Raw genomic sequence first — 15,928 nt, forward strand, 5'->3', positions numbered from 1 at the left:
TAGCATAACGACGCACACGTAGATGGGGTGGATGATGGGGATCGAACCCACGACCACCGGAGCCACAATCCGGGGCTCTACCACTGAGCTACATCCACCACTACGTAAACCTTATCGAACTGCGACCTTAGCCGCCCTGCTATCACACGCACACAAGCGTGGCGCGCCCAGCAGGATTCGAACCTGCAACCTACGGCTTAGAAGGCCGTTGCTCTATCCGGTTGAGCTATGGGCGCATTCTACGGCCTCAGCCTTAACCCTTCAACATGTTGATAAAAAAGACATTTTTATCGACATGTCGTGGTCGGGGTGGAGGGATTCGAACCCCCGACATCCTGCTCCCAAAGCAGGCGCGCTACCAGACTGCGCTACACCCCGCCGGCATGTTGCACGGCCCCTGACAGCTGGCATCAGGCCCGTCAGTGCGAGGCGTATTCTACGGATCTTCGGCCTCGGGTCAAGCCTTTACGTATCGCGGGCCCTACGTTGGGCATATCGCTTTGACTAGCGAGCCGCTCATGCGAAAATCCTGCGCTCTTTTTTGCCAGCCCAGCCCCAGGGGATATGCCGATGTCAGCACAATTGATCGATGGCAAGGCCATTGCCGCCAAGGTTCGCCAGCAGGTTGCTCACCGTGTCGCTGAACGTCGCAGAACACAGGCACGCATTCCAGGCCTGGCCGTCATCCTGGTCGGTGATGATCCCGCTTCGGACGTCTATGTGCGCAACAAGCATCGGGCCTGCGAGGAAGCCGGCATAGCCTCTTCACAGCACCGCCTACCCTCCACAACGACACAGTCGGAACTCGAAGCGCTCATCGACAACCTGAACCGAGATCCCGCCATTGACGGAATACTTCTTCAACTCCCGTTACCCGAGCACATCGATGCACGCCCGCTTCTCGAACGCATCCGACCCGACAAGGATGTGGACGGCTTCCACCCCTACAATCTAGGGCGTCTGGCACAGCGCCTGCCTGTACTCCGCCCATGCACACCCAAGGGCATCATGACGCTGTTGCATGAGAGCCAGCTTTCCGTTCGTGGTCTCGACGCCACGATTGTCGGCGCGTCCAATATCGTAGGCCGGCCCATGGCGCTGGAGCTCATGCTCGCAGGCTGCACCACTACCGTGTGCCACCGCTTCACTCGCAACCTTGAAGCCCACGTAAAGCGAGCTGAGCTACTGGTCGTTGCCGTAGGCAAACCCGGCCTGGTCAAGGGGGAATGGGTTCGCGATGGCGCCATCGTCATCGATGTCGGCATCAATCGCGACGCGCATGGCCAGCTTATCGGGGATGTAGAATTTGAAACGGCAGCATCACGCGCCAGCCATATCACACCGGTTCCCGGCGGCGTTGGTCCCATGACCGTGGCCTCCCTATTGGAAAACACCCTGTTTGCCGCCGAGGTTCACGATACGGAACCTCGTTCGCTGTAGTGCGACAAGCCAGTAATGCGACAACAACGCTCAAGTTTCCCCGAACTTCGCCGATAGCCCATCTGGGCAGTTATCACATTGGCCACAACGAGCGGGTCATCATGAGCGAACTGATTTACGACATTTCCCAGGCCACACGCGGCTTGAGCACTCAACAACGCCTTGACAGCATGCTGGCGCAACTAGGCAGCACCCAGCGTCCGCTACCGGAAAGCGACGCTGAAAAGCCGCCGGCCGCCCAGGCCATCACACAGAGTGAGCTTTCCGAACCGGTGGCAAGAATCAATGAAGTGATGCGCAATTACGGTGTCGAGTTTCATATCAATGAATTCGATCAACGGACGATTACACGTATCATCGATCGCGAGAGTGGCGAGATCATTCGGCAAATTCCAGGCGAAGAGGTACTACGCATTGCCGAAAACCTGGGGGAGCTCCAAGGTCGTCTCATACGCCTCGAAGCGTAACACACCACAGACCGACCCTGACGTGCTGCTGTCGACGCCGTATCATGGCGTTTTGCCCAACCGCCAGGAGAGCCCATGTTCGCCAATCTGCCCGTACTGATCATTTATACCGGAGGAACGATTGGCATGGTCCCGGGACGATTCGGCCTCGAACCCGGCACCGATTTCGAACCTCGGCTCCGAGATAGCCTTGCGTCGCTCCCCCCAGCCAGGCGTGCTTCGCTGCCAGATTTTGACGTCATCGAAACGGACCATCCTATCGACTCGAGCGCCGCGACGCCGACCGAATGGCAAGTTATCGCCTCGCTCCTGGCAACGCACTACTCCAAGTATCGGGGCTTCGTCGTCCTGCATGGCACCGACACGCTGGCCTGGACGGCCAGCAGCCTGGCTTATCAACTACAAGGGATCGACAAGCCCGTCGTGCTCAGCGGTGCCATGGCACCCTTAGAATCGCCAGGCAGCGATGCTCTGAGCAATATCGAGGACGCACTGCGCTTTTCCGCCGACACCGCCTTGCAGGAGGTCGGCTTGTGTTTTGCGGGTCGGCTCCTGCGCGGTGTACGTAGTCGCAAGTGGTCTACTCACGATGCCGACGCCTTCATCAGCCCCAATTACCCTGTGCTGGGTGAGATAGTCGAGCATCAGGCTATCGTTTATGCCAATCGGGGGCTGGATGCTTTGCAGCGAGGTGCGCCGCGCTTCGAATTGCCCGACTACCGGGGACTGGGCGATTCACCGGTGGTACGAATGACTCTATGGCCGGGCATCTCGGCGGATAGGATAGCGAGATGGCTGGATGACGAAACGACCAAGGGGGCATTGCTCGAGGTATGGGGAGGCGGAAACATTCCAGACGATCCCCAGTTGATAGGCGTACTGGCCAAGGCGGTCGGCGAAGGCAAGCTAGTGGCGGCCATCAGCCAGTGCCCCGAAGGTAGCATTGCCTTCGGGGCGTATGCAGCAGGAAACGCACTCGCCGAGGCGGACGTGGTATCTGGCGACGGCATGACCCCGGAAGCCACTATGACAAAGATGGTTCACTTACTGGCACTGCCGCTGCCCGACGATCAGCGCCGCAGTCGGTTTTCTGCGTCGCTGGTCGGAGAGCGCTGACCGGCGAGGCGTCACACCTGCATGTTCATGACGTCCTTATAAGCCGTCACCAGACGGTTACGCACCTGCACTCCCATCTGGAAGGCCAGGCTGGCTTTCTGTGCGTCGACCATCACGTCGTTCAACGACACGTTGGGATCCCCCGACTGGAAGGCGGCCGTCTTGGCACTCGAGGCCTGCTGCAGCCGATTGATGCGCTGTATCGAGGACTGGAGTTCACTAGCGAACCCTCCCTGCCCGACTGCTGCCGATAGGTTCTGTCCCTTGGCCGCGCCGCCCGCGGCCTGGCTGGCCATCGATTGAAGCTGTGCCACTGCCGTTTGAATGGCGGGTGTACTCATGCCATGCACTCCGCTGGTTTTTCAGATGGTGCAAGCCTACCAAGCCCCTCCGTGAAGCCAAACGTGCAATTGACTGATAAAAGACCGGCTTTTCTACCGTTTAGCGTTGCCCCGACCCAGCATAATGGCTGCCATCACACGACCGCCCAATGTGCATGTCAGGCGGTTATCGCGACGGATGTGGAGCCGGACGCCAGATGCTTGTAGAGAATATGATCGTATCCCTTGAGATCGCTGCCGGAGGCACGCATGAGTAACGCAGCTTCCGCCACTGATACCAAGCAGGGGAACGCCCCTACCGGCGATACCAAGGAGAGCCGCCAAGGTTTCTCCGCTGCCGATGTGCTTGGGCCGCTGCGCGCCAATCCGCTGGTACCGCTATTGATAGCCGGTGCAGCCGTACTGGCCATCGTCGTGGCGCTATTGATGTGGGCGCAGAGTCCGGACTACCGGGTGCTTTATAGCAACCTGTCCGAGGCTGATGGTGGCCGCATCATTACTGAACTGGATAAGCGCAGCGTCCCCTACCGCTTCAGCGAAGGCGGCCAGGCACTGCTGGTGCCGGGCGAACAGGTTCATCTGCTGCGCCTGCAACTGGCGGAAGCCGGCCTGCCCCAGGGAGGCAATGTCGGGTTCGAACTCATGGACAATCAGGCGTTCGGTATCAGCCAATTCGCCGAACAGCTTAATTATCAGCGCGGTCTGGAAGGCGAGCTGTCACGCTCGATCGAATCCTTGGGCCCAGTATCGCGTGCACGTATTCATCTGGCCTTGGCCAAGCCTTCCGTCTTCGTTCGCGATCGCGAACCTGCCAAGGCCTCGGTGGTCGTGACCCTGCAAAGCGGCCGTGTCCTGGGGGATGGCCAGGTCAACGCTATCGTGCACATGGTCTCCAGCAGCGTGCCCGAGCTGGCTGCGGAAGACGTTACGGTCGTCGACCAGAACGGTCGTCTGCTCTCGCTGCCGACAGGCGCCGGGGGACGTGACCTCGACGGTACTCAACTGGAATATATCGAGAACGTCGAGCGCTCCTACCGCCAGCGTATCGAGAACATTCTCAGCCCCATCCTCGGCACCCAGAACGTGCATGCCCAGGTGGCGGCTCAGATCGATTTTTCGCGTCGTGAAGAAACATCCGAACGTTACGCGCCCAACCAGACGCCGGACAGCGCTGCCGTGCGCAGTGCACAGACCAGCGCCTCCTATACCGGTGGCGACGAGCTGGCACGTGGAATTCCCGGCGCGCTGACCAATACCCCGCCCGGCGCTGCCGCTTCCCCGATCGAGCTGCCGGCTGCCGAAGACAATGGCGCGGAAAACCTGCAGGCCAATGCCGATGCACCGCCGAGCAGCCTGCGTCAGGACAACGTGATCAACTACGAGGTTGATCGTAACGTCGAGCACATCCAGCATCGCACCGGCCGCGTCCAGCGACTGACCGTAGCGGTCGTGGTCAACTATCGCGATGGGCTGAATGAGGAAGGCGAGACGATTCGCGAGCCGCTCAGCGATGTCGAGCTGGCCCAGATCGACCGCCTCGTACGTCAGGCCATGGGCTTCACTGCCGCACGTGGTGATGAGATTGAAGTGGTCAATAGCCCCTTCACCCAATCGGCCGACGAACAGACCGAGCGTGACTGGTGGCAATCACCCGAGGTACATAGCCTGGCACTGACCATGGGTCGGTACCTGCTGGTGGCCCTGGCGGCACTGATGCTCTACCTGCTGATCCTGCGTCCGTTGATCAAGCGCCATACACAGACCGCACTGCCCGCACCGGCACCCCTGAGCACCACGTTCCGGGCCACCGTCGGCGAAGATGACCAGGAGCAGAGTGAATCGAATGGCTTGGAAGACGATACGTACGAAGAGCCGACACGCAAGCGCCGCTCGAAGGGCTATGAGCAGAGCCTCAAGGATCTGCGCGAAATCGCCCAGGAAGATCCTCGCCTGGTTGCCATGATCGTTAGAAGCTGGGTTAACAAGAATGACTAATATCGATACAAGCAAGATGAGTGGCGCCCGCCGCGGCGCCATCCTGCTCCTGGCGCTCGACGAGGATAGTGCGGCCGAGGTCTTCAAATACCTCTCGCCCAAGGAAGTTCAGGAAGTAAGCCAGGAGATGGCTACCCTGGATCAGGTCTCGCACGAAGAGATGCGCCAGGTCATCAGTGATTTCCATAGCGAATCCGAGCAGTTCACGGCCATCAACCTCCACTCCAGCGAGCATATTCGCTCGGTCTTGACCAAGGCACTGGGCAGCGAACGCGCTTCCAGCCTGATCGAGGATATCCTGGAGTCCACGGGGACCAGTTCTGGCATCGATGCGCTGAACCTCATGGAAGCCTCGATGGTGGCCGAAATGATCCGCGACGAGCATCCGCAGATCATTGCTACCATTCTCGTTCACCTCGAACGCCACCAGGCGGCCAGCGTTCTCGAGCTGTTCGACGACAAGCTTCGTAACGACGTCGTTCTGCGTATCGCCACGTTCAGTGGTGTGCAGCCAGCGGCGCTGCAGGAACTCACCGAGGTACTCGGCGGCATGCTCGACGGTCAGAATCTCAAGCGCAGCAAGATGGGCGGCGTGAGAACCGCTGCGGAAATCCTCAACCTGATGAACTCCAGTCAGGAAGAGGTCATCATCGAGACCGTCCGCGCCCACAGCGAGGATCTCGCCCAGCGGATCATCGACGAAATGTTCCTGTTCGAGAACCTGCTCGATCTCGACGATCGCAGCATTCAGCTGGTGCTCAAGGAAATCGATACCAACTCGCTGGTGGTGGCACTCAAGGGTGCACCGGATGCACTCATGGAGAAATTCATGCGCAACATGTCACAGCGTGCAGCCCAGCTCATGCAGGAAGACATGGAAGGCCGCGGGCCGATCCGTGTCTCCCAGGTCGAGGCAGAGCAGAAGACCATCCTGCAGGTGGTACGCCGCCTGGCGGATTCCGGCGAGATCGTGATCGGTGGCGGAGACGATACTTATGTCTGAGCATCGTCCGACACAACACGACGATGGTCAGTGGCATCGCTGGCACATGGGCGAGCTGGGCAACCCGACACGTGAACGCCAGCAGCGCGACCAGGCTCGTCAGGATGCCATCCGTCAGCAGGTTTTCAAGCGCAACGCCGAACTCGAGACGCTGCGCGAGAAAGCCATCGAGGAGGCCCGTCAGGAAGGTTATCACGCCGGTTTCGAGGCAGGCCGTGCTGACGGGTTCGACGAGGGGCATCGCGAAGGTCGCGAGGCGGGCGAGAAGGAGATGCAACAGCAGATGCAGCAAGCCCTCTCCCCGCTGGCCCCTCTCGCCCAACGATTCAGCGAGGCCCTTGAGCAGTTAGATGCGGATATCGCTGCCGATCTCGTCGAACTGGCCTTGACCACCGGTCGCCAGCTTGCCGGCGAGGCGCTCGCGGCACACCCGGAACAGGTGCTTAACATCGTTCGTGAGCTGTTGCATGTCGAGCCTAGCCTCAGCGGACAGCCCCGTCTGTGGCTTCACCCTGCCGATCTGAGCCTGGTGCAGGCCCACCTGGGCGCGGAATTCGCTGCCGCCGGCTGGAAGCTGCAACCCGACGATCAAATCAGCCGCGGAGGCTGCCGAGTAACCAGCCCCAGTGGTGAGCTCGATGCCACCTGGGAAAGCCGCTGGGAAGCGATTGCCAGCCAGATACGCAAGCGGTCCCAATCACCCGGGGCCGCAACAGGTCAAACCGATGAGTGAGCTTGCTCAGAACATTCATCAGGCTCGCTGGCAACAAGCCCTGGGTCGCGTTAAGACGCGGGTCGAAGGCGTACCGAGCTATCGCTCCAGTGGGCGCATCATTCGTGCGACAGGACTGGTACTCGAAGCGGTTGGCCTCAGGGTACCCCTCGGGAGTGCTTGTCGGATCGAGCTGAGCGGCCCTGAAGCCGATCGCGACGGACAGTTCGCCGAAGCCGAGGTGGTGGGCTTCTCGGGAGAAAAACTGTTTCTCATGCCGCTGGCCGAAATCAGCGGTCTGACGCCTGGCGCCCGTGTTTTTCCCTTGAATGAGGGGGAAGCCAGCAGCGCGCGTCGTTTCCCGCTCGGGGCAAGCCTGCTGGGCCGGGTATTGGATGGCAACGGCCGTCCGCTGGACGACAAGGGGCCCTTGCTCGACGTTCCTCACGCTCCGCTGGCAACCCCTCCGCTCAACCCGTTGTCACGCGCGCCCATCGAAACGCAGATCGATGTCGGCATTCGTGCAATAAATGCGCTGCTGAGCGTAGGACGCGGGCAGCGCATGGGCCTGTTCGCCGGCTCCGGCGTCGGTAAATCGGTACTGCTGGGGATGATGGCCCGGTACACCCAAGCCGATGTGATCGTCGTGGGCCTGATTGGCGAACGGGGCCGCGAAGTACAGGATTTCATCGACAATATCCTCGGCGAGGAAGGTCTCAAACGGTCTGTGGTGGTCGCCGCACCTGCCGATACCTCTCCCCTGCAACGCCTGCAAGGGGCTTCCTATGCGACTCGTCTGGCTGAAGGATTTCGCGACGAGGGCAAGAATGTTCTGTTGATCATGGACTCCTTGACCCGTTACGCCATGGCCCAGCGGGAGATTGCACTGGCCATCGGCGAGCCCCCCGCCACCAAGGGTTATCCGCCTTCGGTGTTTGCCAAGCTACCCGGCTTGGTGGAACGCGCCGGCAATGCCAAGCGCGGCGGTGGCTCCATCACGGCTTTCTATACCGTACTCACCGAGGGCGATGACCAGCAGGACCCGATTGCCGATTCCGCGCGGGCGATTCTGGATGGCCATATCGTATTGTCACGCCAGCTCGCCGAGTCGGGTCACTACCCGGCCATCGATATCGAAGCATCGATCAGCCGTGTCATGACCGCAGTCGTCGATGGTGAGCAGCTGCGCCGCGCCCAGGCATTCAAGCAGACGTTCTCTCGTTATCACCGTAACCGGGATCTGATCAGTGTCGGCGCCTACAGTCCCGGTCACGACCCACAGCTCGACCAGGCCGTGCAGCTCTACCCCAGCCTGGAGGGCTTCCTGCAACAACGTATTGATGAACGTGCCGATACCGGTCAATCATCACATGCAATGGATGCGCTGTTCGGAGGCAGGCGATGACGCAGACACAGCAACGACCGCTCGATATCTTGATCGACCAGGCTCGCGATGCGCGGGATACCGCCAGTCAGGTATTGGCATCGGAGCGACGTAGTCAGCAGCAGGTTCAGACCCAGCTCGAGACCTTGGGTCAATACCGGCTGGAGTATGCGCAGCGCCTGCAGCAAGCCATGTTCGGCGGCATCGACCCCGCCACGATGCAGAATTACCAGGCGTTCCTGCGTTCGCTGGACGATGCGCTGGATCGGGCACGTAAAGCCGTTTCCGAGCAGCAACAACGCGTCTCACATAGCCAGCAGCACTGGCGCGAGCAGCAGCAACGCCTGACCTCCTTCGATACCCTGGCTAGCCGTCGAAACATGCAGTCCATGCAACTCGAGAATCGCCGTGAGATGCGGCGCAATGATGAGCTGGCCAGTAATACTCTATTGCGGCAACGCGACGCTGATACCGCGGGCCATGGTAGCATCCGATGAGAATCGGCTTCAGGGCCGGTTCAGGGAGACTTGAATGAATATACATTTACTATTGACCCCCGCGGGACAAGGCTTGCCCGTTAACGGCCAAGGCCTAAAGACAGGTGGCTTGCCTGTAGAAGGCATTTTTGCACAGCATTTTTCCCAGGCCAGTGACCGCGCGGCATTGCCCCCAGGCGAGCTTGCCTCTGCATTTGGCGGTATTCAGCCCGGCGTGGCCGATGCGCTGAAGCCCCTCGACCAGTCCTCGGCCCAGCCTGACCCAGCACTCGCCCCACTGGCCCAGGGTATTGCCCAAGCCAATGCTCGCCTCGGCGTCAGCCCTTCCGTTGAACAGCCATTGCCAGAACCGGTCACTGGCAAACTGCCCGATATCGAGACAACCCACGTCGAACTCGCCGCGATCCCGGTACAGGATGCACTGGATGTCGTACGTGAGCGTATGGCACTCATCGAGCAGGCTGGGCTGAAGCCGGATACGACCGCAAGTGAGTCGTCCCCCGCCCTGGCCGTCAGCTCTCCCATGGGAACGACTGGCAACGTGACTCCCAGGGCTCCGGCACCCACCGGCGCTCAACTTTCGACGGCCATGCCGTCAATGTTGGCAGCGATCTCCGGGACACCGGGGAACCCAAGCACTCAACCCCGCATGGCAGCGACTGAAGGCCGTTATCAGTCTCACGTCGCAGTCGACGGGGCGAACATGGCCAACCCGACGACCGTTATCCCAGCCTCAGCCAGCACGCCGGCGACGCCCCCCTCCGATCTTCCTGCCGAGGCGCTGATCGCGCGGGAAGCGTCCTTGATGCGTCGTGGGCAATCGGGCGAAGGCGGCATCGCCTCGGGCTCGAAAGAAGGAAGCGGCATCAACTTCACCGGTCTGATACAGGGCACGGCGCCGCAGCCCACCGCAATGGCGGGGCAACCCACGACCGCCATGATCTCGGCACCTCTGGCAAGCCCTCAATGGCAGCAACAGATCAATCAGCAGCTCATTGGCTTGCATCAGCGGGGTGGCCAGCAGATCGAACTGCACCTCAACCCGGCGGACCTGGGACCGCTTTCGGTTAGCCTGAAAATGACCGAGCAAGGCGCACAGGCACAGTTCCTTTCCGCCAATGCCCAGGTACGCTCCGCATTGGAACAAGGCATCCCCCAATTGCGTGAGGCCTTGCAGGAGCAGGGAATCGCGCTGGGTGAAGCCATGGTCAGCGACCACCCGCAACAGCAGCAGCAACAGGCAGAAAACGGCGCTTCACGTCGCAGCCCCGGCTTCGGCAACAGCACCGAAGCGCAACCTGCTGCAGACGCAATCCCCACATCATTGGCGAGCCAGCCCGGCTCACAAGCTCTCGACGGCCGCGTCGACCTTTACGCCTGAGGCCGTTCGGCCTTCACTTCCTGGCCAGGCGGCCGATAGTTCTCTAGACCGCCTGGCCAAATAGTTTAAAACAACAAGATAAGCTGTTTAGCCCGGTCTTTTCGAGCCATGGTGTCAGCCCCGCTGTCGCCATACTGCACCCATACGGCCCTACAGGGTCACTCACTTGGTTGATGGCATCGCAATGGCAAAGACTGCAACCTCAGGAACGCGTAAACCCTGGTGGCTCCTCGGGATCCTGGTAATCCTACTGTCGATGGGCAGCTCGGTCGGCATCTTCTATTTCATGGATAACCGTGCCGAAGCGGATCCCCAGGCAATGGCAGAGCCCGTGCCCGTCACTCCGCCGACCCCGGTATTCGTCGAAATCAAGCCGTTCACGGTCAATGTCCCGAGCCGCCAGTTCGAACAGCGCTTGCTCTACATCGGCCTGTCGCTCAAGGTGGGCAATGAAGTGACCCGCGATCTGCTGATCGAGCATATGCCCCAGGTACGGAGTCGCCTGCTCATGTTACTTTCCAGTCAGGAAGCAGAAAGCCTGACCACGCCGGAAGGCAAGCAAGCGCTATCGGCTCAGATCATGACCGATTTCGAGCGCCCCCTGACCGACCCGCAGCCGCCGTTGTCGATACAGGATGTGCTCTACACGGAATTCATCGTCCAGTAAGTTTGTCGGTAATGACCTCCCAGCCCTTTAAAGAAGTGCAATTGAGACATGTCCCAAGACGATCTGCTCTCGCAGGATGAGATCGACGCCCTCCTCAAGGGGGTGAGTGGCGAAGAGGATACCGCGCCTTCCGCTGACAAGGTTGGCTCGCGGATTCGCCCCTACGATCCGGCTACTCAGCACCGGGTGATTCGGGAACGCTTGCATGCGCTCGACATCATCAATGAGCGCTTTGCGCGCCACTTCCGCATGAGTCTGTTCAACCTGTTGCGGCGCAGTGCCGACATTACCGTGGATAACGTGCGCTACCAGAGCTATAGCGAGTTCGCGCGCAATGTCCCGGTACCCACGAACCTGAACATGATTGCCATGAAGCCACTACGGGGTACTGCCCTGGTGGTGTTCCCTCCCAGCTTGGTATTCATGGTCGTCGACAACCTGTTCGGGGGCGACGGGCGTTTTCTCACCAAGTCTGAAGGCCGTGAGTTCACCCATACCGAGCAGCGCATCATTCGTCGCTTGCTGGCGCTGGCCGTCGATGCCTACCAGGAAGCCTGGCGCTCGGTCTACCCGCTGGAAATCGACTTCCTGCGCTCCGAGATGCAGGTCAAGTTTGCCAACATCACCAGCTCTCCCAATGAAATCGTGGTCAACAGTACCTTCCATCTGGAAGTCGGCAATCTAAACAGCGAATTTCAGATCTGCATGCCCTACTCGATGATCGAACCTCTTCGCGATCAATTGAGCGGTCCCTTGACAGATAGCCATCCCGAAGAAGAAGTACAGTGGAATCAACGGATGGCAGGTGAAATAAAACACTCTCAGATCGAGCTGATCGCCGACTTCGTCGATGTCGCCTCGACGGTCGGCCGGGTCATGTCGCTGAAGGTCGGCGACGTCCTACCCATCGAACTGCCTGAAATAGTGACCGGACGGGTCGACGGTGTACCGGTCATGCGCTGCGAATATGGCAGCCAACGAGGTCAGCGCGCCCTGCGCGTCTCGGAACTCATAGAACACGCGACGATGAACAAGCCGGCCAAGGAAACCTTTGTCAAAGGATCAGCGCCGCAAGCCAAGGAATCCGACTAATGACAGATCCCAAGAACCCCGACCAGCAATCGGACAGCAACAGCGTCGAGGACGACTGGGCAAGTGCCATGGCCGAGCAGGGGAGCGATGACATTCCCGAGGACGATCCTTGGGCGGCAGCCTTGGCGGAGCAAGGTGTCAGCGAACCCGAGGAACCGGCGCCCACCCATTCAAGCCCAGCGCGCGCGGCCGGCGATCAGGTGTTCAAACCCCTGAACCGCGAGGAGAAGATCGGCAGTACACGTGACCTGGAAATGGTCATGGACATCCCGGTCAAGCTTACCGTGGAACTCGGACGTACCCGCATCACGATCAAGCAGTTGCTGGAACTCGCACAGGGCTCGGTCATTGAACTCGAAGGGCTTGCCGGCGAACCCATGGATATCCTCATCAATGGCTACCTGATCGCTCAGGGCGAAGTCGTCGTTGTGGATGACAAGTACGGCATCCGGATCACCGAGATCATCACACCCTCCGAGCGCGTGCAAAAACTCAACCGATGAGCGATACCCCTCCGATGTCAACCGCCGGTTCGCAAACCGGCGGACTCGACGCAGTCACCTCGGGCAGCGACGCACTGTTGGGCATGGCAGCGCTAGGCAAGACGGCAGCCGCCTTGGCCCTTGTCGTGGCCATCATTTTTCTGTGTAGCTACCTGGTTAAACGCTTGGGCCCCGGTCGCGGTCAGCCTGGGCGCCGGCTCAAGGTCGTCGGTAGCACTGCTGTAGGTAATCGCGAACGCGTTGTCATCGTCGAGGTCGAGGACACCTGGCTGGTGTTGGGTGTCGGCAGTGGGCAAGTCAACAAGCTGCATGAATTGCCCAGACCTGCCCCATCCGAAACGCTGGATTCGACTGGCATTAATGCTGCAGAAGGCGGTTTCGCCAGCCGGTTTGCTCAGGCAATGAAGCACAATACCGGACAGGCCCTGGGAAAAGGCCGGCGTGGGGGTCAGCGTGATTAACCGAGCCATACCGCTTCTGGCGCTTCTGATCGGCGTGTCGCTGCTGCCAGCCCACGCCGTTGCCCAGGAAATACCAGGTATCGTCAGTCAGCCGACGGCCGATGGTGGACAGCAATGGTCGATTCAGTTGCAGACCTTGCTACTGCTCAGCTCCATGGCCTTCCTACCGGCCCTGCTTCTGATGATGACGGGTTTTACGCGCATCATTATTGTAATGAGCTTGCTACGCACTGCCATGGGCACCCAGTCGGCACCGCCTAATCAGGTACTGCTTGGCCTGGCGCTGTTTTTGACTTTCTTCGTCATGTCACCAGTGTTGAGCCAGGTCTACGAGACGGCATGGGTCCCTTTTTCAAATGATGCCATTAACTTCGAACAATTCATTCAGGTCGGTAGCCAGCCGTTTCGCGAATTCATGCTTGCCCAGACACGCGAGCCCGACTTGGCTCTATTTGCCCGCCTGGCTGATGTCGGCGAAATGCAGGGGCCGGAAGACGTGCCCATGCGAGTGCTAATGCCGGCCTTCGTAACCAGCGAATTGAAGACGGCTTTTCAGATTGGATTCACGATTTTCATTCCATTTCTGATTATCGACCTGGTCGTAGCCAGCGTCCTGATGGGCCTCGGCATGATGATGGTGCCACCGGCCACCATATCGCTGCCGTTCAAATTGATGCTGTTCGTGCTGGTGGACGGCTGGCAACTATTGATTGGTTCGTTGGCGGAAAGCTTCTATCTGTGAGCCTGCGTTTCGAAGCCCCCAGTCGAATGGCAAATTCGGCACTCGAGGAAAGTGACAATGAGTCCTGAAACCGTCATGAGCATTGCCTACCAGGGCATGCGCATTACCCTTCTGCTTGCCGCGCCATTATTATTGACGGCCCTGATCATCGGTCTGCTGGTCAGTCTGTTCCAGGCTGCCACCCAGATCAACGAGATGACGCTGTCGTTCATCCCCAAGATCCTGGGGGTCTTCACGGCCATCATCCTGACCGGCCCCTGGTTGCTGAAACTCATCACCGATTTCATGCGGGAGCTGTTTACCAACATTCCCATGATGTTGATGTGACGAGCGAGCGCTCATGATCGAGGTGACCTTCGACCAGCTGCATGGCTGGCTAGTGCTGTTTTTCTGGCCCTTCGTGCGAATCACATCGTTCATGCTGGCGGCGCCGTTGCTGGGGCACTCCAGTGTCCCACGGCAGGCCAAACTGGGACTGGCCTTCCTCATGACCGTAGCACTGGGTCCCACCCTACCCGACATGCCGGACACCCCGCTCTTTTCATGGGCGAGCCTGGGCATCATTATCGAGCAGATGTTGATCGGCATCGCCATGGGGATCGTCCTGCAGGTCATGTTTGCTGTGGTACAAGCAGCAGGTGAGTTCATCGGCTTGCAAATGGGTCTGGGCTTCGCCACCTTCTTCGCGCCAGATACCGGCGCCAATACCATGATCCTGTCGCGGGTGCTCTATATGATCACCTTGCTGCTGTTCCTGGCTTTTAACGGCCACCTTGTCGTCATCGAGATCTTGGCCAGTACATTTTTTACCCTTCCAGTCGGCATCGGCGGCTTCAATCCGGGAGCCTTCGAACTGTTGGTGCGCTTCGGCAGTACCATTGTCGTTTCCGGCTTGCTCCTGGCCCTGCCCCTGGTTGGTCCACTTTTGATCATCAACCTGTCGCTTGGCATACTCAATCGCTCGGCACCGCAGTTGACTGTATTCAATGTCGGCTTTCCGATGTCACTGCTTACCGGCCTGACCCTGCTGATGGTATTGATGAGCGATATTGGACGCTTCATGCAGCGTCTCTTCAGCGATAGCTTGCTGTTCATGCGCCAGTTTCTAGAGATACTGGCGCCTTTGCCCCCCGGTTGAATTAGCAACACACCAATGCAAAACACCACCGCCGCTTAAAAGCGGCGGTGGTTTTTCGTATGCGTCTAGCTTACCGGTTAAAGGCGATCGAACAAGGACATGCCCTTGATATCGACGAACGCTTTCTGGGCGGCTTGCAAGCCTACCTGACGCAAGCTGTAGTCGGATATTGCCTTGACGTAATCAAGATCGACCAGATCAGACATGGTCTGTTCGTAGTTGATCATTCGATTACTGCCGACGGCATCGACGACGTCCAATTCGTTGAGCCGGGCCCCGACGGACGCACGCTTGACCAGTACATTATCCAGGCTTGAATCCAAGTTATTCATTGTAGTTTTTAGCGTTTCACGCCGAGCATCCTTCAGCTCAGGTGTATCAGCCTGTTGATCCAGAACAGCTATGGCATTTTCGATGGTTTTGAATATATCACCGTTATCTTCAAAAACGGACTTGCCATTGACTGTAACGGGCATCAATCGTGAGGCATCGATTCGCTGCTCCCGCTCGTTCTCGTCTCCATTATAAATAACGCTGCCAGTTTCCTTGGCAAACGGAGGTGCATTATCTTTATATCCCGCAAACAGGTAACGCCCATTGCCATCAGTGGCGTTGGCCTGGCCCAGAATGGTTTCATACACCCCTTTCAATTCGCTGGCCACGGCTTGACGATCCACGTCGCTCAGGGTATCGCTCGAGGCCTGAATCACCAGTGTCTTGGCGCGAATGAGGGCGTCGCCCACGCTGTTGAGCACACTCTCGGTCTGCGAGAGAGAACTACGCGCAGAAACTCGGGCATCGGCGTACTGCTGCGTCGTGGCTTGAGCCTGGGATACGCCGACGGCACGCGAGGCGGCTTGCGGGTCATCGGAGGGGTTGACGACACGGCGCCCAGTGGCGATCTGCTGGCCGACTTTCATGAAGTCGCTCTGCTGACGATTCATGCTCGACACGCTCTGGTCGAACATCGTCACGGTGCTGATACGCAT

Annotated in this window: 18 protein-coding genes and 3 tRNA genes; 16 read left to right on the forward strand and 5 right to left on the reverse strand. The window is 59.3% G+C overall.

Annotated elements, in window-relative coordinates; translation table 11 throughout:
* Positions 1-23: 23 nt before the first annotated feature.
* The 3 genes from JH15_RS01195 to JH15_RS01205 all read right to left on the reverse strand — a co-directional run bounded on the left by JH15_RS01195 (position 24) and on the right by JH15_RS01205 (position 378).
* A tRNA-His gene (locus JH15_RS01195) sits at positions 24-98 on the reverse strand.
* 61 nt (positions 99-159) lie between these two features.
* Positions 160-236, reverse strand: a tRNA-Arg gene (locus JH15_RS01200).
* Between the two features lie 65 nt (positions 237-301).
* Positions 302-378 (reverse strand) — tRNA-Pro (locus JH15_RS01205).
* A gap of 192 nt (positions 379-570) precedes the next feature.
* Between JH15_RS01205 and folD the strand changes: the two genes are divergently transcribed.
* The 3 genes from folD to JH15_RS01220 all read left to right on the forward strand — a co-directional run bounded on the left by folD (position 571) and on the right by JH15_RS01220 (position 3,023).
* On the forward strand, positions 571-1,440 hold the full coding sequence (gene folD / locus JH15_RS01210) for a bifunctional methylenetetrahydrofolate dehydrogenase/methenyltetrahydrofolate cyclohydrolase FolD (protein WP_043526213.1): 870 nt from the start codon (positions 571-573) through the stop codon (positions 1,438-1,440).
* A 101-nt stretch (positions 1,441-1,541) separates the two neighbouring features.
* The gene (locus JH15_RS01215) at positions 1,542-1,907 is read left to right on the forward strand and encodes a flagellar protein FlaG (RefSeq protein WP_052383838.1); all 366 of its coding nucleotides are present in this window, start codon (positions 1,542-1,544) and stop codon (positions 1,905-1,907) included.
* A gap of 75 nt (positions 1,908-1,982) precedes the next feature.
* The gene (locus tag JH15_RS01220) at positions 1,983-3,023 is read left to right on the forward strand and encodes an asparaginase (protein ID WP_043526215.1); all 1,041 of its coding nucleotides are present in this window, start codon (positions 1,983-1,985) and stop codon (positions 3,021-3,023) included.
* Positions 3,024-3,034: 11 nt separating this feature from the next.
* Here JH15_RS01220 and fliE read toward each other — a convergent pair whose 3' ends face one another.
* Positions 3,035-3,364 (reverse strand): flagellar hook-basal body complex protein FliE, encoded by a 330-nt coding sequence (gene fliE, locus JH15_RS01225; RefSeq protein WP_043526218.1) that lies wholly within the window; start codon positions 3,362-3,364, stop codon positions 3,035-3,037.
* 249 nt (positions 3,365-3,613) lie between these two features.
* On the opposite strand from fliE, the gene fliF reads away from it, so the two are divergent.
* From fliF to fliR, 13 genes are all read left to right on the forward strand, one after another.
* The gene (fliF, locus tag JH15_RS01230) at positions 3,614-5,359 is read left to right on the forward strand and encodes a flagellar basal-body MS-ring/collar protein FliF (protein ID WP_043526221.1); all 1,746 of its coding nucleotides are present in this window, start codon (positions 3,614-3,616) and stop codon (positions 5,357-5,359) included.
* Positions 5,352-6,362, forward strand: coding sequence for a flagellar motor switch protein FliG (gene fliG / locus JH15_RS01235; protein ID WP_043526224.1), 1,011 nt, complete (start codon positions 5,352-5,354; stop codon positions 6,360-6,362). Before fliF ends, fliG begins: the two co-directional genes overlap by 8 nt.
* The gene (gene fliH / locus JH15_RS01240) at positions 6,355-7,095 is read left to right on the forward strand and encodes a flagellar assembly protein FliH (RefSeq protein WP_043526227.1); all 741 of its coding nucleotides are present in this window, start codon (positions 6,355-6,357) and stop codon (positions 7,093-7,095) included. Before fliG ends, fliH begins: the two co-directional genes overlap by 8 nt.
* On the forward strand, positions 7,088-8,479 hold the full coding sequence (gene fliI, locus JH15_RS01245; protein WP_043526230.1) for a flagellar protein export ATPase FliI: 1,392 nt from the start codon (positions 7,088-7,090) through the stop codon (positions 8,477-8,479). Before fliH ends, fliI begins: the two co-directional genes overlap by 8 nt.
* Positions 8,476-8,955, forward strand: coding sequence for a flagellar export protein FliJ (gene fliJ, locus JH15_RS01250; RefSeq protein WP_043526232.1), 480 nt, complete (start codon positions 8,476-8,478; stop codon positions 8,953-8,955). Before fliI ends, fliJ begins: the two co-directional genes overlap by 4 nt.
* A gap of 34 nt (positions 8,956-8,989) precedes the next feature.
* Positions 8,990-10,336 carry a flagellar hook-length control protein FliK gene (locus JH15_RS17430; RefSeq protein WP_052383839.1) on the forward strand — a complete coding sequence of 449 codons (1,347 nt, stop codon included), beginning with the start codon at positions 8,990-8,992 and terminating at the stop codon, positions 10,334-10,336.
* Between the two features lie 184 nt (positions 10,337-10,520).
* Entirely contained in the window at positions 10,521-11,003 is a 483-nt protein-coding gene (fliL, locus tag JH15_RS01260; protein ID WP_043526235.1) for a flagellar basal body-associated protein FliL, read from the forward strand.
* A 48-nt stretch (positions 11,004-11,051) separates the two neighbouring features.
* Positions 11,052-12,095, forward strand: a complete 1,044-nt coding sequence (gene fliM / locus JH15_RS01265) for a flagellar motor switch protein FliM (RefSeq protein ID WP_043526237.1) — start codon at positions 11,052-11,054, stop codon at positions 12,093-12,095.
* Positions 12,095-12,598, forward strand: a complete 504-nt coding sequence (gene fliN, locus JH15_RS01270) for a flagellar motor switch protein FliN (RefSeq protein WP_043526239.1) — start codon at positions 12,095-12,097, stop codon at positions 12,596-12,598. Before fliM ends, fliN begins: the two co-directional genes overlap by 1 nt.
* 14 nt (positions 12,599-12,612) lie before the next feature.
* Positions 12,613-13,059: a flagellar biosynthetic protein FliO gene (gene fliO, locus JH15_RS01275; RefSeq protein WP_043526241.1), complete on the forward strand. Its 447-nt coding sequence runs from the start codon at positions 12,613-12,615 to the stop codon at positions 13,057-13,059.
* Entirely contained in the window at positions 13,052-13,801 is a 750-nt protein-coding gene (gene fliP / locus JH15_RS01280; protein ID WP_422730541.1) for a flagellar type III secretion system pore protein FliP, read from the forward strand. The genes fliO and fliP overlap by 8 nt, the downstream gene beginning before the upstream one ends.
* A 57-nt stretch (positions 13,802-13,858) precedes the next feature.
* Positions 13,859-14,128: a flagellar biosynthesis protein FliQ gene (gene fliQ, locus JH15_RS01285; RefSeq protein ID WP_043526243.1), complete on the forward strand. Its 270-nt coding sequence runs from the start codon at positions 13,859-13,861 to the stop codon at positions 14,126-14,128.
* 13 nt (positions 14,129-14,141) lie between these two features.
* Entirely contained in the window at positions 14,142-14,939 is a 798-nt protein-coding gene (gene fliR, locus JH15_RS01290) for a flagellar biosynthetic protein FliR (RefSeq protein WP_043526246.1), read from the forward strand.
* 77 nt (positions 14,940-15,016) lie between these two features.
* On the opposite strand, the gene flgL is transcribed toward fliR, so the two are convergent.
* Positions 15,017-15,928 carry a flagellar hook-associated protein FlgL gene (flgL, locus tag JH15_RS01295; protein ID WP_043526248.1) on the reverse strand — a complete coding sequence of 304 codons (912 nt, stop codon included), beginning with the start codon at positions 15,926-15,928 and terminating at the stop codon, positions 15,017-15,019.

Source organism: Litchfieldella xinjiangensis (genome assembly GCF_000759345.1).
In the GTDB taxonomy this organism is placed as follows: Bacteria; Pseudomonadota; Gammaproteobacteria; order Pseudomonadales; family Halomonadaceae; genus Litchfieldella_A; species Litchfieldella_A xinjiangensis.

Bases quoted from the DNA above. Each gene is read 5' to 3' on its own strand.
- fliM (WP_043526237.1), top strand. From the start codon at position 11,052: ATGTCCCAAGACGATCTGCTCTCGCAGGATGAGATCGACGCCCTCCTC.
- JH15_RS01215 (WP_052383838.1), top strand. From the start codon at position 1,542: ATGAGCGAACTGATTTACGACATTTCCCAGGCCACACGCGGCTTGAGC.
- fliL (WP_043526235.1), top strand. From the start codon at position 10,521: ATGGCAAAGACTGCAACCTCAGGAACGCGTAAACCCTGGTGGCTCCTC.
- fliG (WP_043526224.1), top strand. From the start codon at position 5,352: ATGACTAATATCGATACAAGCAAGATGAGTGGCGCCCGCCGCGGCGCC.
- fliF (WP_043526221.1), top strand. From the start codon at position 3,614: ATGAGTAACGCAGCTTCCGCCACTGATACCAAGCAGGGGAACGCCCCT.
- fliR (WP_043526246.1), top strand. From the start codon at position 14,142: ATGATCGAGGTGACCTTCGACCAGCTGCATGGCTGGCTAGTGCTGTTT.
- JH15_RS01220 (WP_043526215.1), top strand. From the start codon at position 1,983: ATGTTCGCCAATCTGCCCGTACTGATCATTTATACCGGAGGAACGATT.
- fliQ (WP_043526243.1), top strand. From the start codon at position 13,859: ATGAGTCCTGAAACCGTCATGAGCATTGCCTACCAGGGCATGCGCATT.
- fliO (WP_043526241.1), top strand. From the start codon at position 12,613: ATGTCAACCGCCGGTTCGCAAACCGGCGGACTCGACGCAGTCACCTCG.
- flgL (WP_043526248.1), bottom strand. From the start codon at position 15,928: ATGCGTATCAGCACCGTGACGATGTTCGACCAGAGCGTGTCGAGCATG.
- JH15_RS17430 (WP_052383839.1), top strand. From the start codon at position 8,990: ATGAATATACATTTACTATTGACCCCCGCGGGACAAGGCTTGCCCGTT.
- fliJ (WP_043526232.1), top strand. From the start codon at position 8,476: ATGACGCAGACACAGCAACGACCGCTCGATATCTTGATCGACCAGGCT.
- fliN (WP_043526239.1), top strand. From the start codon at position 12,095: ATGACAGATCCCAAGAACCCCGACCAGCAATCGGACAGCAACAGCGTC.
- fliH (WP_043526227.1), top strand. From the start codon at position 6,355: ATGTCTGAGCATCGTCCGACACAACACGACGATGGTCAGTGGCATCGC.
- fliE (WP_043526218.1), bottom strand. From the start codon at position 3,364: ATGAGTACACCCGCCATTCAAACGGCAGTGGCACAGCTTCAATCGATG.
- folD (WP_043526213.1), top strand. From the start codon at position 571: ATGTCAGCACAATTGATCGATGGCAAGGCCATTGCCGCCAAGGTTCGC.
- fliI (WP_043526230.1), top strand. From the start codon at position 7,088: ATGAGTGAGCTTGCTCAGAACATTCATCAGGCTCGCTGGCAACAAGCC.